This is a genomic window from Micromonospora sp. NPDC048935 (assembly GCF_043197875.1).
In the GTDB taxonomy this organism is placed as follows: domain Bacteria; phylum Actinomycetota; class Actinomycetes; order Mycobacteriales; family Micromonosporaceae; genus Micromonospora.
In genome coordinates this window covers 135,151-152,807 of sequence record NZ_JBICTZ010000009.1, presented here as the reverse complement: position 1 = coordinate 152,807, position 17,657 = coordinate 135,151, and the positions used below count along the sequence as shown (strand labels likewise).

Genomic DNA, 17,657 nt, shown 5'->3' with positions numbered 1-17,657 from the left:
CGGACCGCGTTGACGATCATCGACGACGCGGCGTGACAAGCCCCGACTCGTACGCCCACACGACGAGTTGGGCGCGGTCGCGGCAGTGCAGCTTCGCCATCGCCCGATTCACATGTGTCTTGGCGGTCAACGGACTGATCACGATGCGTGCGGCGATCTGGTCGTTGCTCAGCCCGCCCGCGACCAGCTCGACGATCTCCTGCTCGCGGGCGGTCAACACGTCACGCCCGGCCGCCGGCTCGGCCGGCGGTGGGCCGGACACGAACTCGCTGATGAGCGTCCGCGTCACGGCCGGTGCGAGCAGTGCGTCGCCGCGCGCCACGACGGCGACGGCCTGGAGCAGGTCGGCCGGGTCCGCGTCCTTGAGCAGGAAACCGCTGGCACCGGCGCGGAGGGCGGCGAAGACGTACGAGTCGAGCCCGTAGTTGGTGAGGATGAGGATGTGGATCGCGGCGAGGTCGGGGTCGGCGGCGATGCGGCGGGTGGCTTCGATGCCGTCGAGCCCCGGCATCTGCACGTCCATCAGCACCACGTCCGGGCGCAGGCGTCGCGACAGGTGGACGGCGGAGGCACCGTCGGCGGCCTCGCCGACGACCTCCAGGTCGTCCTCGGCGTCGAGCAGGGCCCGGAACCCGGCTCGCATCAGGGCCTGGTCGTCGACGAGCAGAACGCGGATCATCGGGACTCCGCGACGCGCTGAGCGGGCTGGACCGCACGCGAGCGCGCGGTCCAGCCGGGGCCGTCCAGCGGGAACGTGGCCCGTACCGTGAATCCGTGGTCGTCGTTGGCGGCGGCCCGCAGGGTGCCGCCGAGCCCGGTCACGCGTTCCCGCATGCCGCGCAGGCCCACGCCCGGTGTCACCGGGTGAGCCGGCGACGCGTGGCCGTCGTCGGTGACCGAGACGGTGAGCTGCGCCGGGGCGTACTCGACGTGGACGTGCGCGGTGGCGGGGCCGGCGTGGCGGGCCACATTTGTCAGTGCCTCCTGGACGACCCGATACCCGGCCTGGTCGATCTCGGCGGGCAGGTCCCGTGCCGGGCCGCTGACGGTGACGTGCACCGGCACGCCGGCGGTCCGGGTCCGTGCGGCGAGCTCGTCCACCCGGGCCAGCCCGACGTGGTCCTCGTCGGCGGGCGAGCGCAGGACGTCGAGCGTGGTGCGCAGCTCCCGCATCGCGGCGCTGCTGGCCTCATGGATCGCCAGCAGGGTGGCCGACGGCTGCTCGCCGTGTTTGCGCGCGAGGTGCACGGCGATCCCGGCCTGCACCTTGATCACCGAGATGCTGTGGGTCAGGGAGTCGTGCAGGTCGCGGGCGATGCGCAGACGCTCCTCCCCGGCGCGCCGCAGCGCCATCTCCTCGCGGGTGCGTTCGGCCTCGATCGCCCGCTGCTCGACCTGTTCCAGGTACGCCTGGTGCTGCCGGGACATGAGCCCGGCGAAGTTGGCCGCCACGAACCAGCCCAGCAGCAGGGCCGTCCGTTCGGCGATCAGTTGGTTGGCCTGTCCGGCCGGTGCCACCGAGATGTCCCGGGCCAGGAACCCACCGAGGAAGGCGAGGCTGGCGACGGCGGCGGCCGCTCGACGCCCCCGCCGGGTGGCGACGAAGACCGCGCCGAGCACCGGGAACGCGGCGGAGACCCCCGGGTGCACCCGGACGTGCAGGGCCAGCATGGCGACGGTCACCACGCTCACCGCCGCCACCGGATACCGCCGGCACACCGTCAGGGCGACCGTCATGGCCAGGGTCAGCGCGACATCGACGGCACCGATCGGCGCGGCGTCGGGCGCGAGCGCGGCGTTGCCGAGCAGGAGACCACCGAGGGCGAGGCCGCTGAAGGCGTACGGCAGTTCGCGACGCATCGTCGAACTGTAGAACGGCCGGCCGGCGGGGAGCATCCACCGCCTGCGGTAGAGGTACGTACTGCGGGCGCGGTAGCGCTGACCGGCCAAGTGCCTGCGGCGGCACGACGTTTTCCCAGCTCGCCGGGACGAGCATCGAGCCCATGACATATCGCTTCACCACCCCAGTGAAGGCGTCGGCCGCGACCGGCCGGACCGCGCAGGTCTACCGGCAGATGTCGGACGACTTCCTCGGGCCACTGCCCACCTTCCAGGTGCTCGCCGCCGTGCCGGAGGTGCTGGCCGCGACCTGGGCGCTGATGCGCGAGGCCCTGCTCGCCGGGGACGCGTCCCGGGTCGAGCGCGAACTCGTCGCGGCGGCGGTGTCCCGGGCCAACCGCTGTCAGTTCTGTGTGGACGCCCACGCGATGCTGCTGCACGCGCTGGGCGAACCGAAGCTGGCCGAGGCCATGGTCCGCGACGGCACACCCGCCGAACCGAGGCTCGCCGAACTGGTCAGGTGGGCGCAGGCAAGCCGCCGCCCCAAGACCACTGCCTGGACCAGCCCGTACCGACCAGAGATCACCGGCACCCTGCTCGCCTTCCACTTCATCAACCGGATCGTGTCCGCGCTGCTCGATCCGGATCTGCTCCCCGGCGGCCTGCAACGCTCCCCACTGGTGCGTTCGGTCGGCGGCTGGCTCTCCGCGAAGACAGCCCGGGAACCGAAGGAACCCGGCCGGAGCCTCGCGCTCCTGGACGCGGGCACGACGGCGGCACCCGGTTGGGCGGGGGACAGCCCGGTCGGTGTCGCCTACGCGGCCCTGACCGACGCCGCCAGGCGGGGCGGGGACCTGCTGGGCGACGTGGCGCGCCAGACCGTCACGGCCACCGTGCGGTGGGAGGACGGGCGGTTCCCGGCCCGGCCCGCGGACTGGGCCGTCGACCTGGTCCGGGACGTGCCGGGCGCCGATCGCGTCGGCACGAGGATCGCCCTGCTGGCGGCGTTCGCGCCCAGCGCGATAAGCGTCGGTGACGTCGCCCTCTGGCGGCTCTCCCATCCCGCCGACGCCGACCTCGTGCGGCTTGTCGCCTACGGGGCGATCACGGCCACCGAGCACATCGCCCAGGCACTGGCCTCGGCGCACCTCTAGGAGACCACCGTGCGTAAGGCATTCGTCAGCACCAGCGCCCTGTTGCTCGTCGCGTTCGTCCTCCAGTTCGTCTTCGCCGCCGTGGGCGGGTTCACCAGACCCGTCGGCGACGACTCGTACGCCCTGCACAGCGTCAACGGCATGGCCGTCATCCCGGTCCTCACCCTGCTCACCGCCCTGTGCGCGGCACTGGCCAGGGCGCCGGGCCGGCTCATCGCGCTGGCGGTCCTGCCGATCGGTCTCGTCGTCCTGCAGGCGCTTCTGGCCACGCTCGCCACCGCGGCCACCGACGCGGCGGGCGTCAGCACCCCGCTCGGCCCGATCATCGGTGGACTGCACGCCCTCAACGGGATCATCGCCGTACACGTCGTGGTGTCCGTCCTTCAGGGGGCACGGAAGCTGACCGATCCGGAGCCGGCCGACCCCACCGGCGATGTCGTGCGCCGCAAAGAGCCGGCATGACCACCGGCTCACTGCTCGTCGTCGACCTCGTGATCGCGGTCCTCGCGGCCGCCGCCTGGCTGGGTGGCGGTGCCGCGGCGGCCGTTCGGCGTCGCCCGCTCGCGCTGGTGCTGGCGGCCGTCGCGCTGCTCGCCACGCTCACCCGCGCGATCACCATCACCGCGCTCGCCCGCGCCGGCTGGTGGTTCGCGGCGGAGAAGGTCCTCGTCGCCGCCCCCCTGTCGCTCGCGGCGGTGGCCGTGGTCGGGTCGCGGTGGCGAGCGGTCCCGGGCGACATCCGGGCCGTCGCGGTTCCGCTCCTCTCCGCCGGGTACGCCACAAGCGGCGCCCTGCTCGTGACGGTCCTGCACGGCTACCCGGCGTCGGTGGGCGCGGGACTGCTCGCGGTCGCCGGGGCGATCACGGCGACGGCCGTGTCCTGGCGCGCTCTGGGTGTGCGCCCGTCCCGTTCGCAGTCCCGGGTGGCCCTCGTGGTGGCGGTCGGCGCGCTGGTGACCGGAACCGGGCTGACCGTCGGCCCGGGCACCCCGCCCGCCGTACCCCATGACCATGGTTTTCGGGACGCGCGGACCAGCGACGAACCGACCCGGCGGTTCACCCTCACGGCCGGGACCGCCACGGTGCGCGCGAGTGGCCGGGACGTCGCGGCGTGGGCGTTCAACGCGCAGGTACCCGGGCCGGAGCTGACCGCCACCGTCGGCGACGTGGTGGAGGTGACGCTGCGCAACCGGGACATCGGGCGTGGCGTCACGCTGCACTGGCACGGGTACGACGTGCCGAACAGCCAGGACGGGGTGCCGGGCGTGACGCAGGCGGCGGTGCGGCCCGGCCAGGAGTTCGTCTACCGGTTCCGCGCCGACCAGGCCGGCACCTACTGGTACCACACGCATTCGGTCTCCGACGTCGGCGTGCGGATGGGCCTCTACGGAGTCCTGGTGGTCCGCCCGGGGCCGTTGGTCGGCCTCGACGTCACCGTGCCGGTGCACACCCTTTCCGGCCTTCCGCTGCCCGCACCGCGAGTGGAGCCGGTCCCGGCCGGCACCCCCGTACGGCTGCGGCTGCTCAACACCGACAGCACGACGCACCGCTACGCCCTGGCCGGGACGGCGTTCCGGGTCGCCGCGATCGACGGCACCGACCTGCGGGGCCCGACATCGCTCGTGGACACCGCCGTGTTGATCCCGGCCGGGGGGCGTGCCGACCTGGTGTTCGACGCGCCGGCCACGCCTGTGGCGTTGTTCGTCGACGGGCGGGCGGTCTACTCGACCGGGCCGGTGCCGGCGGCGACGGGCGACTGGCCGGTGCTGGATCCGCTCGACTACGGCAGCGCTGTCGCGGTGCCCTGGTCCCGGTTCGACCGGACCTTCACCCTCGTCCTCGATCGTGGCCTCGACCTGCACGACCTGCTGCCCCGCTACGCGCACACCGTCAACGGCGCGGCCGACCCGGACATCCCGCCGCAGGTCGTCCGCCTCGGCGACGTCGTCAGGTTCACGATCGTCAACCGGTCGTCGATCGTGCACCCGTGGCACCTGCACGGCCACCACGTCCTGGTGCTGTCGCGTGACGGGAGGTCGGCGGCCGGCAGCCCGTTGTGGCTGGACTCGTTCGACGTCCGGCCGGGGGAGGTGTGGGAGGTGGCGTTCCGGGCCGACAACCCGGGGGTGTGGGCCAACCACTGCCACAACCTGGCGCACGCCGACGCCGGCATGACGATGCACCTGATGTACTCCTGACCCGCCCGACGGACGTCAGAGATCGAAACCCGACACTTCGAGGTTGAGGGTATGGGAGCGCTCCCGTAACATACCTGTCGCGGCCTGTTAACGCTCACAAAAGCACCGAGCCAGCGACCACCGCCAATGTACGGGCTGCCGTCCCCTCAGGAGGGTGTTCTATGACCAGATCCAGATACACCAATGTCGGTCTGGCGTCGGCCGGCGTTGCCCTACTCGTGTCGGCGTCGGTTGTCGCGGCGCTGCCGGCCGGCGCCGCGGCGGCGGGCTGTTCGGTGAACTACGCCGTCCCGTCGCAGTGGCAGGGCGGATTCACCGCCAACGTGTCGATCACCAACCTGGGTGATCCGGTGACCAGTTGGACGTTGACGTGGTCGTACGCGGCCGGGCAGACGGTCACCCAGGCGTGGAGCACCTCGCTGACGCAGAGCGGCTCCGCGGTCACCGCGAAGAACGTGAGCTACAACGGTTCGATCGGCACCAACGCCACCGTGGCGTTCGGTTTCAACGGATCGTGGACGGGCAGCAACCCCGCGCCGACGAGCTTTGCTCTGAACGGCGTGACGTGCGGTGACGGCACGCCCCCGACGGACCCGCCGCCGACCAGCCCGCCCCCGACGGATCCGCCGCCGACGAGCCCGCCGCCGACCACTCCACCGCCCACGACGCCGCCCCCGACGACCCCGCCGCCGACCCCCTGCGATCTTCCCTCGACGTACCGCTGGTCGTCGACGGGGTCGCTGGCGAATCCGAAGTCGGGTTGGGTGTCGCTGAAGGACTTCACCGTCGCGCCCTTCAACGGCCAGCAGCTCGTCTACGCCACCACGCACGACTTCGGTGACAAGTGGGGCTCGATGAACTTCAGCCTCTTCTCGAACTGGTCGCAGATGGCCTCGGCCACCCAGACCGGGATGAATTCGGGGACCGTCGCGCCGTCGCTGTTCTACTTCGCGCCGAAGAACATCTGGGTGCTCGCCTACCAGTGGGGTGGGCCGGCGTTCTCCTACCGCACGTCCACCAACCCGACCAACCCGAACGGCTGGTCCGCGCCGCAGACGCTGTTCAGCGGCAGCATCACCGGTTCCGGTACCGGCCCGATCGACCAGACGCTCATCGCCGACGACAACAACATGTACCTGTTCTTCGCCGGTGACAACGGCAAGATCTACCGGGCGAGCATGCCGATCGGGAACTTCCCGGGCAGCTTCGGCAGCAGCTACACGACCATCATGAGTGACACGCAGAACAACCTGTTCGAGGCTCCGCAGGTCTACAAGTTGAAGGGTCTCAACAAGTACCTCATGATCGTCGAGGCGATCGGTTCGACCGGCCGCTACTTCCGCTCGTTCACGGCCACCAGCCTGAACGGTACGTGGACGCCGCAGGCCGCGTCCCAGAGCAACCCGTTCGCCGGCAAGGTCAACAGTGGTGCCACCTGGACCAACGACATCAGCCACGGTGAGCTGCTGCGCACCAGCGCCGACCAGACCATGACCGTCGACGCCTGCAACCTGCAGTTGCTCTACCAGGGTCGTTCGCCCAGCTCCGACGGTGTGGACTACGGCCTCCTGCCGTACCGGCCGGGTCTGCTGACCCTGCAACGCTGACACTTCCTGAGCACGAAACGGGCGGGCTCGGCGTCACGCCGAGCCCGCCCCGTCGTGCGTCGCCTGGCACCACTCGAAGGTTTGGCCCCCATTCTGGCGGGAAGCCGTCGCCGTCCATGCTGCTGGCGCTGCTGGCGACGAAGAGGTGACCATGACCTTGGCCAACCCGGCTCCCGACTATTTCGAGCCCGAAGACGGCATGTTTCTCGCGACCCTGCTGATCGTGCGTGACATTGACCGGTCGCGAGAGTATTACGAGCGGGTGTTCGGGGCGACGTGCGTGCACGACACGAGCCCGCTGATCATGAGATTCTTCAACAGCTACATCATCATCAACGTCGAGGGTGGCCCGACGGACGACAAGCCGATGGTGCAGGCCAAGGCACCGGTTGACGCCAACACGTTGAGCTGCGCGATGAATATCCGGGTCCGGGACATCCGGAAGCTCTACTCGGAGTGGAAATCAAGGGGCGCGGATTTCATCACCGAACCGAAGGACCACGGCACGGAGATCCGGTGCTATCTCCGCGATCCGGACGGCTACCTCGTGGAGATCGGCCAGGGCCTCTAGGTCTGGGGCAGCGCGCTTCCCGTCCTCGGGGGTGCGAAACGCCGACGTCGTCCCGAGGGACGGACGCCGACGCGAGAGTTTGGGATGATGCGCCGGTCTGACTGCGACATCACCTGAGCTGGAGGGTTACCCGCGATGGCACCTGTCATCTCCACGCTGTTCATCTCGGCCGACGGTGTGGCCGAGATCGACCCCGACTGGCACTTCCCCTACTTCGACGACAACATGGGTCGCGCCGTCACCGAGGACTACGACACCGCGGACGTGCTGCTGATCGGCCGGGAGACCTACGACAGCTTCGCCGGCGCCTGGCCCGGCCGGGAAGCCGCGGGTGGCGAGGACGCCCCCTTCGCCAAGCAACTCGGGGACACGCGCAAGGTCGTCGTCTCCCGCCAACCACTGGAGTTCTCCTGGCGCAACTCGGAGCTGATCGCCGGTGACCTCCTCGACGCCGTCAGGTCGCTCAAGGCCGATGACGGGGTGCGGGGCATCCTCATCCCCGGGTCGATCTCGGTCGTGCAGCAGCTACTCGCCGCCGGGCTCGTCGACGAACTGCGCCTGCTGGTGCATCCGGTGGCGGCGCGCAAGGGCCGCAGGCTGTTCGACGAGGGTGACGGGGCCTACCACCTGCGGGTCGTGGCGACCGAGGCGTTTCCGACGGGTGTGCTCCGGGTGATCTACGCTCCGGCCGCGGCGCCGGGCGCGGTCGGCTACGACGACGTCAAGGACCAGGTGCCGGCCGGACAATAGCCGCCCTGCGCGAAGAGCGTCGTAGGTCCGTGTGACGATCGGCGTCGTGAGCGAATGGACGTACAACGATCGCCCCGAGGGCGTCAGGTTCCTGGCCGACCGGATCCCCGAGCCGGGCCGCGGTGCGATCGAGGCCGAGCTCTGGGCCTGGATCGTTCGTGGTGAGGGTGACGCCGCCGAGTTCGTCGACGTCTTCGACGACGAGGAGGAGCGCCACGGCACCACGGACGAGGAGCTGATCGCGGCGTACGAGAGGGCGTTGGCCGTTCGGCGGGCGCAGCAGCGGGAGTGGGGCGAGGTGCGGGGGAACCTCACCCGCGCCTTCGCCGAGCTCAACGAGCGGGGCGTGCTGGCCCGGGAGAATTTCAGCTGCTGCGGCACCTGCGCGAGCGCCGAGATCCACGACGAGCGCGACGACTCCCGGCACTGGCACGGCTACGTCTGGTACCACCAGCAGGACACCGAGTCGTTGCTCGCCAGCGAGGACGGGGAGGTCTACCTCGGCTACGGCGCCTACCCTCCGGCCGACTTCGACGAGGTCGCCTACGACAAGCTGTCGGAGGCCGAGCAGCAGGCCCGCTACCAGGCCGACCTGGAGCGGCTGCTGGACGACATGGTGTTCCCGGTGCTGCGCGAGCACGGCATGGGGGTCGAGTGGAACCGCAGGCAGTCCAGGCGGGTCCGGGTCACCGGCGCCCAGTGGTATGCGCCCGTGAGCTGAGCACCACCGCGCCATCCCACACCTCGGACCAGCATTTAGTGAGGCTCATCGATATTGACGTGCGGCGTCGGCGGAGACAGGATCTCGGCACCACCACCGTGATCCCCTCTGGGAGGCGTCATGACCCGTCCCCGCCTGCCCCGCCTGCGGGCAACCACCCGACTGGCCGCACTCACCGTGGCCATCGTCGGCGTGCTGCTCACCGTCGCCACACCCGCCAGCGCCGCCGTGCCCACCGGCCGGTACGTCGCGCTTGGCGACTCGTACACGGCCGGTCCGCTGATCCCCACCCAGGTCGACCTGAACTGCCTACGCTCCAACCGCAACTACCCCTCGCTGGTGGCCGCCTCCGCCGGCTCGTCGTCGTTCGCCGACGTGAGTTGCTCCGGCGCCACCACCGACGACATCCTCTACGGTGGCAGCGGCCAGTTGGGCAGCGCGGTGCCACCGCAACTCAACGCGGTCACGTCGACCACGGCCCTGGTGACGGTGCAGATCGGCGGCAACGACATCGGCTTCGCCGGCATCATCGGCGAATGCGCGCAGGCGAGCCTCAGCAGTCCGCTCGGGTCGCCGTGCAAGAACCGGTACACCGCCGGAGGTGTCGACCAGTTGCAGGCGCGGATCGTCGCCGCCACGCCGAAGGTGACAGCCGTGCTGCAGGGGGTCCGTCGGGCCGCACCGGGCGCGCGGGTCATGGTCCTCGGCTACCCGGCGATCCTGCCGGACACCGGTTACGGATGCTGGCCGGTCGTCCCGATCGCCTACCAGGACGTGCCGTACCTGCGCGGCGTCGAGAAGTCCCTCAACGCGATGCTGGCCAGCGCCGCGAGCGCCAACGGCGCCACCTACGCCGACGTCTACGGCCCGTCGATCGGGCGCGACGCGTGCAAGGGCAGCGGCACCCGGTGGATCGAGGGGCTGGTGCCACAGAACTCGGCCGCCCCCTTCCACCCGAACGCCCGGGGCGAGCAGGGCATGGCAAACACCCTGCTCAGCACCCTGGCCAACTGACCGGCCGGAAAGTGGTCGACCCGGCCCCGGCGCGCCGCGCGGGGGCCGGGCACGGCGAGAGGGCGCTTGGGATCGGCGGATCCGGGGTACGGGAGGCTTTATGCCGAGTATGGGGCAACTCGTCGGAGACCGTTACCGCCTGGTCGAAAGCATCGCCAGCGGCGGGATGGGCGACGTGTGGCGGGCGGTCGACGAGACGCTGGACCGCTGCGTGGCGGTCAAGACGCTGCAGGCTCGGCTGGTCAGCGACGCCGGCTTCGGCGAGCGGTTCCGCCGCGAGGCGCGTGCGATGGCGGCCCTGCGTCACCCGGGCGTCGCCCAGGTCTACGACTACGGCGAGGTGACCCGCTCCGGAGAGCCGGCCCTCGCCTACATCGTGATGGAGTGCGTGCAGGGCCAGCCCCTGTCGGAGCGGATCGCCGAGGCCGGCCGACTGGACGTGGCCGAGACGATGTCGATCGCCGCGCAGACCGCCCGCGCCCTCCGGGCCGCCCATGACGCGGGCGTCGTCCACCGCGACGTCAAACCCAACAATCTGATCATCGAGCCCGATGGGCACGTCGTACTCGTCGATTTCGGGGTTGCCGTGACCCAGGAGGCGGCGAGCCTGACCGGCACGAACCAGGTCGTCGGCACAGCCCTGTACATGGCGCCGGAGCAGATCTCGAAGAACGAGATCGGCCCGGCGATCGACATCTACGCGCTCGGTGCGGTCGTCTACCACTGCCTCGCCGGGAGGCCCCCACACCAGGGCGAGAACGCGGTCGCGGTGGCGCTGCGGCACCTGGAGGAGGAGCCGGCGCCGCTGCCCGACGACGTCCCGCCGGCGGTGCGGCGGTTGGTCGCCACCGCGATGGCCAAGGAGCCCGCCCGCCGATTCCCGACTGCGGCGGCCATGGCCAGCGCGGCGCAGGCCCTCGCGGACCCGCCCGACCACGTGGTCGGGGCCGCCGGGGCGACCTCGATCGGGGCGCGGGACGAGCAGACGGCCGTCCTCCGGCCGGGTCACGGCGGTGCGCCGGCCCGGGCGGGCGGTTCCGGGCCTCGGGCCCTCGCGGTGCTGATCGGGTCGGTGGCCGCCGCGGCTGCCGTCCTGGTGTTCGCCGACCCCACCGGGATCCTGCCCGGTCCGACCGGGCGACCCTCGACGCCTCCCGCGGTGTCGCCATCGGCGCCGGGCGATGGCGGCACCGACACCGACACCGACACCGACACCGACAGCACCGACACCGGCCCTGGTGTCGGTGGAGGACAAACGGCCACCACCGGTCCCGCTGGCCTGCCGGTCCAAGCGTCCGGATCCCCGGCTCCGACGGCCTCTGGTCCCGCGGCGGGGGCCGACCAGTCCGCGCCGCCCGGCGACAGCGGGGGGAATGCCCCGACGCCTGCCACCTCCGAGAGCGCCGACGAGGACCCGACGGCAGACCCGACGGACGAAACGTCGGCGCCACCGACCGCGGCACCAACGGAGGAGTCGACCGAGGAACCGGCGGCGGACGACCCCTCCGGGGGCCCGGCGGAGGAATCGCCCGGGGAACCGACGACGGCGACGACCGGGGGGAGCGCGTCGCCACGGGGCTGACGGACGACGGCGAGGGCCACGAGCACGGCACCGCCGCAACGCCCGGTTGAAGGCGGACACCACACTGGCGTGGCGGCCGGTGCCGCCACGCCAGTGCGGTGGTGTCAGAGCTGGATCAGGCTCAACTGGTACGGCAGGTGACGGTCGGCCAGTTCCAGTTGCCGTTGGCCATGACCGTTATCCCGAAGTTGTTGCCGTTGCCGTTCGGTGTCGCGGTGACGGTGCCACTGGTGCCGCTGACCGAGGCGTTCCAGCTGTTCTGGATGCTCTGGCCGCCGCCCAGACCGAGGCTGACGACCCAGTTGTTGGTGCCGCTGACCGCGACGTTGAGGTTGAACCGGTCACCCCACTGCTGGCCGGCGGAGAGCGTCGCCGTGCAGTTGCCGCCTCCCGGGTTGCCGGTGGTGGGCCCGGAGGTGGGGTTGCCGCCGCCGCCCTCGCGGACGGTGACGTCGGAGCTGCCGCTGCTCTGGTAGCCCTCGGTGGCCATGATCTGGTAGGCGTGGTTGGTGCCGAGGTTCAGGCCGGCGCGGGCCCAGGCGTCGAAGTGGTTGGCGGTGGTGATGGTGCCGCTGGACCGCTTCTGCTGGCGGACGCTCCAGTACTGGTAGAACGTCTGGTTGCCGTCGATCGACGGGGCGTTGGTCCGCAGGCTGCGCAGGATGTCGTAGGTGCCGCCGTCGGTGGTGACCGTGCCCAGCCGGGTGGCACCGTTGCTCGGGTTGTAGCTGCCGAAGTTTTCCACCACGTAGTACTCGATGAGCGGGTTGCGCGTCCATCCGTACAGGGCGAGGTAGGTGTTGTTGTTGCCCGGGTTGTAGGTGGCCGAGTAGCTGACGGTCCGCCGGCTGCCGGTGGCCCAGCCCTTGCCGCCGACCCAGTTGTTGGTGCTCCGGTCCCAACTGCTGGAGTAACGGCCGTCGGCGCGCAGCGTCATGCTGGCGTTGCCGCCGTCCTTCCAGAAGGAGAAGTAGTAACCGTTGTGCGTGCCGGTGAGGCTTGAGGTGAGCGTCCGGTCGGCCTCGGCGTACGCGTTGGTGGCCGTCATCGTGCCGGCGATGGCCAGCACGGCGGCGCATGCGGCACCGAGGAGCAGCCGCATGCGGCCGCGCCCTCTTGGTGTGGTGTGACTGGTGTCGGTCATGTAACTGGTGCCTCCTCGTGACGGCTGGCGGGGGCCAGCAGCGCGGTACGCCTCGGCAGGCTGCCGGTGGTCAGCTAACGGCCACGGCGTTGTACCGCTCGGTGGTGGGCCGGTCGCCCTGCACGACGACCGCAGGAGTGGATAGTGGTGGTTGGTGCTGACGGCGATTGAACGCCGTCGATGGCGACCGTATTGACCCAGTCGTCAACTTGTCAACAATTCTCGGAAACAGGGTGGTAACAGTGCCATCGTCACCGATAACTATCCATCCAGGTCAGTAGTCGATCAGAACCCGGGATGGTCATCCGCGGAGCCCCCGGGACGGATCGAGGCCCGAGTGGCGCTCGCCGAAATTTCCGGAGACTTTCCGGACCGGCCGCCGGTCGACCGTGGGGTGCGGCACGGCGGCCGGGGGTCGGTGCCACCGCGACCTGACCGGTCAGCCACACCGAAGCGTATTGAGTCGGGCGGCCTGGCGGGTCAGGTGGTCGCGCTCGGCGAGGTTGGGGGCCTTCCGGGCCGCCTCGGCGTACAGCCGTGCGGCCGTCGCCACATTGCCGTCGCGCTCGTGCAGGTACGCCGCCACCGCCGTGTGCCGGGGCAGCGAGTCGTCCAGGGCGGTGAGCGCGGCCAGGCCGGCGCGGGGGCCGTCGGCCTCACCGACGGCCACCGCGCGGTTGAGGCGGACCACCGGGTTGTCGGTCAGGCGCACCAGCTCGTCGTACCACTCGACGATCTGCACCCAGTCGGTCTCCTCGGCGGTGGGCGCGTCGGCGTGCAGTGCCGCGATGGCTGCCTGGGCCTGGAACTCGCCCAGCCGGCCGCGGGCGAGAGCCGCCTGCAGGATCTGGACTCCCTCGGCGATCGTCGTGGTGTCCCACCGGCGGCGGTCCTGCTCGGCCAGCGGCACCAGGCTGCCGTCGGGCGCGGTCCGGGCGGCGCGTCGGGCGTGGTGCAGCAGCATGAGGGCGAGCAGCCCGGCCACCTCGGGATGGCCGATCGAGGCCGCGAGCTGTCGGGTGAGCCGGATGGCCTCGGCGGCGAGGTCGACGTCGCCGGAGTAGCCCTCGTTGAAGACCAGGTAGAGGACGCGCAGCACGGTGGCGACGTCGCCGGGCCGGTCGAAGCGCACCCCGGAGACGGTGCGTTTGGCCCGGCTGATGCGCTGCGCCATCGTCGCCTCGGGCACCAGGTAGGCCTGGGCGATCTGGCGGGTGGTCAGCCCACCGACGGCACGCAGCGTGAGCGCGACCGCCGACGCCGGGGTCAGCGACGGGTGGGCGCACAGGAAGTAGAGCTGGAGGGTGTCGTCCACCGCGGGCGCGGGGCCGGGCGTCGGCTCCTCCTCGACGACGTCCTCACGCCGGCGGCGGGCCGCGTCGGCGCGTGTCGCGTCGAGGAACCGGCGCCAGGCCACGGTGATCAGCCAGCCCTTCGGGTCCCGCGGTGGGTCGGCCGACCAGGTGCGGACCGCCTCGATCAGCGCGTCCTGCACGGCGTCCTCGGCCGCCGCGAAGTCAGCTCCGCGGCGGACGAGGACGGTGAGCACGCTCGGCGTGAGGCTCCGGATCAGGGCCTCGTTCATGAGACAGTCACTCCGTGATGGTGGGCGGCTCGGTGAGGAACGGGCGCAGTTCGAGCCACTCGTGGATCGGCTTGCCGTCCTTGCCCGGGGCGGCGGACAGCTCCCCGGCCAGCTCGACGGCCCGCTCGTAGCTGTCGACGTCGATCGTCATCCAGCCGGCGATGAGATCCTTGGTCTCGGCGAACGGGCCGTCGGTGACCGGAGGGCGACCCTCGCCGTCGTAGCGGACCCAGGCGCCGTCGGGGGCGAGGGCCTGGCCGTCGACGAACTCGCCGGTCTGCTCAAGCCGTGCCGCGAAGTCCCGCATGTAGGTCACGTGCGCCGAGATCTCCTCCGGCGTCCACTGGTCCATGGGTACGTCGTTGACCCCGACCGGGCCGCCGCGGTAGTGCTTGAGCAGCAGGTACTTCGCCATCGTGTTCTCCTCCGTGCCGGTGCGACCGATCAATTGTGGTCGCGCTCACCTCGGGGACGGAGCCGCCCGCCGGGTCTCGACACGGCTGCCCGGACTTTTTCGCCGCCCGGGTGAACCGGGGGTGAATCATCCGCCACGCCGGGACGCGGAAGAGCGTAAAACTTGATCCGTTCCAGAATAGTGAGCTAGTGTTCGCCAGGTGATGTCCGACTTCGAGGCGCAACTGCGGGCCGCCTCGCTGCGCGTCACCCGGCCCCGACTGGCGGTGCTCGCGGCGTTGCGCGACCACCCGCACGTCGGCACCGACGCGGTGATCGCGCTGGTTCGGGCGGATCATCCCACGGTCTCCCATCAAGCGGTGTACGACGTGCTGCGTGTACTCACCGACGCCGGCCTGGTGCGGCGCATCCAACCGGCCGGAGCGACCGCCCGCTACGAGTCCCGGGTCGCGGACAACCACCACCATGTCGTGTGCCGCTCCTGCGGCGCGATCGCCGACGTCGAGTGCGCCGTCGGTCACGCCCCCTGTCTCACCGCCTCGGTCGACCACGGTTTCGTGATCGACGAGGCGGAGGTCGTCTACTGGGGCATCTGTCCCGACTGCGCGACCGAACGCACGCCCCAGAGATCCGCAAGCTCGGAAGGAAGTTCATGAGCGACACCCAGGACAACGGCCCCACCAGTGCGCAGGGCGTGGACCAGAAGGCAGCCGCCGGCTGCCCGGTCGCGCACGACTCGGTGACGGCGCACGGCAGTGAGAGCGAGAACCCGGCGATCGACTCGCCGACCCCGAAGACCGGCGGTCGTCCGCGCACCAACCGGGACTGGTGGCCCAACCAGCTCGACCTCTCGGTGTTGCACGCCCACTCGTCCAAGGGCAACCCGTTGGGTGCGGACTTCAGCTACGCGAAGGAGTTCGCCAAGCTCGACGTCGAGGCCCTCAAGCGGGACATCACCGAGGTCCTCACCACCTCGCAGGACTGGTGGCCGGCCGACTTCGGCCACTACGGCGGCCTGATGATCCGGATGAGCTGGCACGCCGCCGGCACGTACCGCATCGAGGACGGCCGCGGTGGAGCCGGCGACGGCGGGCAGCGCTTCGCGCCGCTGAACAGCTGGCCGGACAACGCCAACCTGGACAAGGCCCGCCGGCTGCTGTGGCCGGTCAAGCAGAAGTACGGCCAGAAGGTCTCCTGGGCCGACCTGCTCGTGCTCGCCGGTAACGTCGCCCTGGAGTCGATGGGCTTCAAGACCTTCGGCTTCGGCTTCGGCCGCGAGGACGTCTGGGAGCCCGAGGAGATCTTCTGGGGCCCGGAGGACACCTGGCTCGGCGACGAGCGCTACGCCTCCGAGAAGGAGATGGCGGCCGGCGTGGGGTCGACCGAGATGGGCCTCATCTACGTCAACCCGGAGGGCCCGCGGGGCAACGCCGACCCGGCCGCGGCGGCGCACTTCATCCGCGAGACCTTCGGCCGGATGGCCATGAACGACGAGGAGACCGTCGCCCTCATCGCCGGTGGTCACACCTTCGGCAAGACCCACGGTGCCGGTGTCGCCGACAACCACGTGGGCCCCGAGCCCGAGGGTGCCCCGATCGAGGCGCAGGGTCTGGGCTGGCTGAGCAACCACGGCAGCGGCAAGGGCGCCGACACGATCACCAGCGGTCTCGAGGTGACGTGGACCGACGTGCCGACGCAGTGGAGCAACCGCTTCTTCGAGATCCTGTTCGGCTACGAGTGGGAGCTGACCACCAGCCCGGGTGGGGCGAAGCAGTGGGTCGCCAAGGACGCCGAGGCGATCATCCCGGACCCCTTCGACCCGGCGAAGAAGCACCGGCCCACGATGCTCACGACCGACCTGTCCCTGCGGGTCGACCCGGCGTACGAGAAGATCTCCCGCCGCTTCCTGGAGAACCCCGACCAGTTCGCGCTGGCCTTCGCCAAGGCGTGGTACAAGCTGTTGCACCGCGACATGGGCCCGATCGAGCGTTTCCTCGGGCCGTGGGTGGCGGAGCCGCAGCTCTGGCAGGACCCGGTGCCGGCCGTCGACCACGAGCTGGTGGGTGACGCCGACGTCGCCGCGCTCAAGGCGAAGGTCCTTGAGTCCGGTCTGAGCACCGCCCAGTTGGTCTCCACCGCCTGGGCGTCCGCCGCGAGCTTCCGCCACACCGACAAGCGCGGTGGCGCCAACGGCGCGCGGATCCGTCTGGAGCCGCAGCGTAGCTGGGAGGTCAACCAGCCGGAGCAGCTGGCGACCGTCCTGACCACCCTGGAGGGCATCCAGCGGGACTTCAACGCCGCCGGTGGCGCGAAGATCTCGCTCGCCGACCTGATCGTGCTGGCCGGTTCGGCAGCCGTCGAGAAGGCGGCGCGGGACGCCGGCGTCGAGGTCACCGTGCCGTTCCGGCCGGGCCGCACCGACGCCACCCAGGAGCAGACCGACACGGATTCGTTCCGGGTCCTCGAGCCCCGGGCCGACGGCTTCCGTAACTACCTGCGTGCGGGCGAGAAGACCCAGCCGGAGGTGCTCCTCGTCGACCGGGCCTACATGCTCAACCTCACCGCTCCGGAGATGACGGTCCTCATCGGCGGTCTGCGGTCGCTCGGCGCCAACACCGGCGGCAGCCGGCACGGCGTCCTCACCGACCGGCCGGGCGTGCTCACCAACGACTTCTTCGCCAACCTGCTCTCCCCGGGCACCCGGTGGAGCGTGTCGAAGTCCGACGAGCACGTGTACGAGATCCGCGACCTGGCCACCGACGAGGTGAAGTGGACCGCCACCGCGGTCGACCTCATCTTCGGGTCCAACTCGCAGCTGCGCGCCCTCGCGGAGGTCTACGCCAGCCAGGACGCCCGCGACAAGTTCGTGGCCGACTTCGTGACCGCCTGGACCAAGGTCATGGAGCTGGACCGGTTCGACATCGCCTGACCAGTTCGACACCGACGAGCCCCGGCCGAACCCGCGAGGGATCGGCCGGGGCTCGGCCGACTCCGCGGCACCACCATCGCACCCTCGAAGACGGCGAGACTATCGACGGGCGTCCCGTTCGGCGGCTAACCTGTGGCCCCACCGACCAT

The 17,657-nt window shown here is 70.9% G+C and carries 16 protein-coding genes; 11 read left to right on the top strand and 5 right to left on the bottom strand.

From position 1 onward, the window contains the following. Positions 1 to 16: 16 nt before the first annotated feature. On the bottom strand, positions 17 to 679 hold the full coding sequence (locus tag ACGFIW_RS24320; protein WP_393319829.1) for a response regulator: 663 nt from the start codon (positions 677 to 679) through the stop codon (positions 17 to 19). Continuing rightward, on the bottom strand, positions 676 to 1,860 hold the full coding sequence (locus tag ACGFIW_RS24315) for a sensor histidine kinase (protein ID WP_393319826.1): 1,185 nt from the start codon (positions 1,858 to 1,860) through the stop codon (positions 676 to 678). Before ACGFIW_RS24315 ends, ACGFIW_RS24320 begins: the two co-directional genes overlap by 4 nt. A 143-nt stretch (positions 1,861 to 2,003) precedes the next feature. On the opposite strand from ACGFIW_RS24315, the gene ACGFIW_RS24310 reads away from it, so the two are divergent. The 9 genes from ACGFIW_RS24310 to ACGFIW_RS24270 all read left to right on the top strand — a co-directional run bounded on the left by ACGFIW_RS24310 (position 2,004) and on the right by ACGFIW_RS24270 (position 11,436). Continuing rightward, complete coding sequence (locus ACGFIW_RS24310) at positions 2,004 to 2,993, top strand: carboxymuconolactone decarboxylase family protein (RefSeq protein WP_393319824.1); 990 nt, start codon at positions 2,004 to 2,006, stop codon at positions 2,991 to 2,993. A 9-nt stretch (positions 2,994 to 3,002) separates the two neighbouring features. After that, positions 3,003 to 3,455 carry a DUF6220 domain-containing protein gene (locus ACGFIW_RS24305; protein WP_393319821.1) on the top strand — a complete coding sequence of 151 codons (453 nt, stop codon included), beginning with the start codon at positions 3,003 to 3,005 and terminating at the stop codon, positions 3,453 to 3,455. Continuing rightward, positions 3,452 to 5,191, top strand: coding sequence for a multicopper oxidase family protein (locus tag ACGFIW_RS24300; RefSeq protein WP_393319818.1), 1,740 nt, complete (start codon positions 3,452 to 3,454; stop codon positions 5,189 to 5,191). The genes ACGFIW_RS24305 and ACGFIW_RS24300 overlap by 4 nt, the downstream gene beginning before the upstream one ends. 161 nt (positions 5,192 to 5,352) lie before the next feature. Further along, positions 5,353 to 6,798 carry a non-reducing end alpha-L-arabinofuranosidase family hydrolase gene (locus ACGFIW_RS24295; RefSeq protein ID WP_393319816.1) on the top strand — a complete coding sequence of 482 codons (1,446 nt, stop codon included), beginning with the start codon at positions 5,353 to 5,355 and terminating at the stop codon, positions 6,796 to 6,798. 151 nt (positions 6,799 to 6,949) lie between these two features. Next, positions 6,950 to 7,369, top strand: a complete 420-nt coding sequence (locus ACGFIW_RS24290) for a VOC family protein (protein WP_393319813.1) — start codon at positions 6,950 to 6,952, stop codon at positions 7,367 to 7,369. 135 nt (positions 7,370 to 7,504) lie between these two features. Beyond that, positions 7,505 to 8,119 carry a dihydrofolate reductase family protein gene (locus tag ACGFIW_RS24285; protein ID WP_393319810.1) on the top strand — a complete coding sequence of 205 codons (615 nt, stop codon included), beginning with the start codon at positions 7,505 to 7,507 and terminating at the stop codon, positions 8,117 to 8,119. Between the two features lie 46 nt (positions 8,120 to 8,165). After that, complete coding sequence (locus tag ACGFIW_RS24280) at positions 8,166 to 8,840, top strand: DUF6891 domain-containing protein (RefSeq protein ID WP_393319807.1); 675 nt, start codon at positions 8,166 to 8,168, stop codon at positions 8,838 to 8,840. Between the two features lie 120 nt (positions 8,841 to 8,960). Beyond that, positions 8,961 to 9,854: an SGNH/GDSL hydrolase family protein gene (locus ACGFIW_RS24275; protein WP_393319804.1), complete on the top strand. Its 894-nt coding sequence runs from the start codon at positions 8,961 to 8,963 to the stop codon at positions 9,852 to 9,854. 100 nt (positions 9,855 to 9,954) lie between these two features. Then, positions 9,955 to 11,436 carry a protein kinase gene (locus tag ACGFIW_RS24270; protein ID WP_393319801.1) on the top strand — a complete coding sequence of 494 codons (1,482 nt, stop codon included), beginning with the start codon at positions 9,955 to 9,957 and terminating at the stop codon, positions 11,434 to 11,436. A gap of 121 nt (positions 11,437 to 11,557) precedes the next feature. On the opposite strand, the gene ACGFIW_RS24265 is transcribed toward ACGFIW_RS24270, so the two are convergent. The 3 genes from ACGFIW_RS24265 to ACGFIW_RS24255 all read right to left on the bottom strand — a co-directional run bounded on the left by ACGFIW_RS24265 (position 11,558) and on the right by ACGFIW_RS24255 (position 14,580). Next, positions 11,558 to 12,580 carry a glycoside hydrolase family 11 protein gene (locus ACGFIW_RS24265; protein WP_393319798.1) on the bottom strand — a complete coding sequence of 341 codons (1,023 nt, stop codon included), beginning with the start codon at positions 12,578 to 12,580 and terminating at the stop codon, positions 11,558 to 11,560. A 439-nt stretch (positions 12,581 to 13,019) separates the two neighbouring features. Continuing rightward, entirely contained in the window at positions 13,020 to 14,165 is a 1,146-nt protein-coding gene (locus ACGFIW_RS24260) for an RNA polymerase sigma factor (protein ID WP_393319795.1), read from the bottom strand. A 7-nt stretch (positions 14,166 to 14,172) separates the two neighbouring features. Continuing rightward, the gene (locus ACGFIW_RS24255) at positions 14,173 to 14,580 is read right to left on the bottom strand and encodes a YciI family protein (protein ID WP_393319792.1); all 408 of its coding nucleotides are present in this window, start codon (positions 14,578 to 14,580) and stop codon (positions 14,173 to 14,175) included. 199 nt (positions 14,581 to 14,779) lie between these two features. On the opposite strand from ACGFIW_RS24255, the gene ACGFIW_RS24250 reads away from it, so the two are divergent. Beyond that, positions 14,780 to 15,235: a Fur family transcriptional regulator gene (locus tag ACGFIW_RS24250; protein WP_357065673.1), complete on the top strand. Its 456-nt coding sequence runs from the start codon at positions 14,780 to 14,782 to the stop codon at positions 15,233 to 15,235. Next, positions 15,232 to 17,508 carry a catalase/peroxidase HPI gene (katG, locus tag ACGFIW_RS24245; RefSeq protein WP_393319789.1) on the top strand — a complete coding sequence of 759 codons (2,277 nt, stop codon included), beginning with the start codon at positions 15,232 to 15,234 and terminating at the stop codon, positions 17,506 to 17,508. Before ACGFIW_RS24250 ends, katG begins: the two co-directional genes overlap by 4 nt. The last annotated feature ends 149 nt before the right edge of the window (positions 17,509 to 17,657 follow it).

Bases quoted from the DNA above. Each gene is read 5' to 3' on its own strand.
- ACGFIW_RS24320 (WP_393319829.1), bottom strand. From the start codon at position 679: ATGATCCGCGTTCTGCTCGTCGACGACCAGGCCCTGATGCGAGCCGGG.
- ACGFIW_RS24315 (WP_393319826.1), bottom strand. From the start codon at position 1,860: ATGCGTCGCGAACTGCCGTACGCCTTCAGCGGCCTCGCCCTCGGTGGT.
- ACGFIW_RS24310 (WP_393319824.1), top strand. From the start codon at position 2,004: ATGACATATCGCTTCACCACCCCAGTGAAGGCGTCGGCCGCGACCGGC.
- ACGFIW_RS24300 (WP_393319818.1), top strand. From the start codon at position 3,452: ATGACCACCGGCTCACTGCTCGTCGTCGACCTCGTGATCGCGGTCCTC.
- ACGFIW_RS24295 (WP_393319816.1), top strand. From the start codon at position 5,353: ATGACCAGATCCAGATACACCAATGTCGGTCTGGCGTCGGCCGGCGTT.
- ACGFIW_RS24290 (WP_393319813.1), top strand. From the start codon at position 6,950: ATGACCTTGGCCAACCCGGCTCCCGACTATTTCGAGCCCGAAGACGGC.
- ACGFIW_RS24285 (WP_393319810.1), top strand. From the start codon at position 7,505: ATGGCACCTGTCATCTCCACGCTGTTCATCTCGGCCGACGGTGTGGCC.
- ACGFIW_RS24275 (WP_393319804.1), top strand. From the start codon at position 8,961: ATGACCCGTCCCCGCCTGCCCCGCCTGCGGGCAACCACCCGACTGGCC.
- ACGFIW_RS24270 (WP_393319801.1), top strand. From the start codon at position 9,955: ATGCCGAGTATGGGGCAACTCGTCGGAGACCGTTACCGCCTGGTCGAA.
- ACGFIW_RS24265 (WP_393319798.1), bottom strand. From the start codon at position 12,580: ATGACCGACACCAGTCACACCACACCAAGAGGGCGCGGCCGCATGCGG.
- ACGFIW_RS24260 (WP_393319795.1), bottom strand. From the start codon at position 14,165: ATGAACGAGGCCCTGATCCGGAGCCTCACGCCGAGCGTGCTCACCGTC.
- ACGFIW_RS24255 (WP_393319792.1), bottom strand. From the start codon at position 14,580: ATGGCGAAGTACCTGCTGCTCAAGCACTACCGCGGCGGCCCGGTCGGG.
- katG (WP_393319789.1), top strand. From the start codon at position 15,232: ATGAGCGACACCCAGGACAACGGCCCCACCAGTGCGCAGGGCGTGGAC.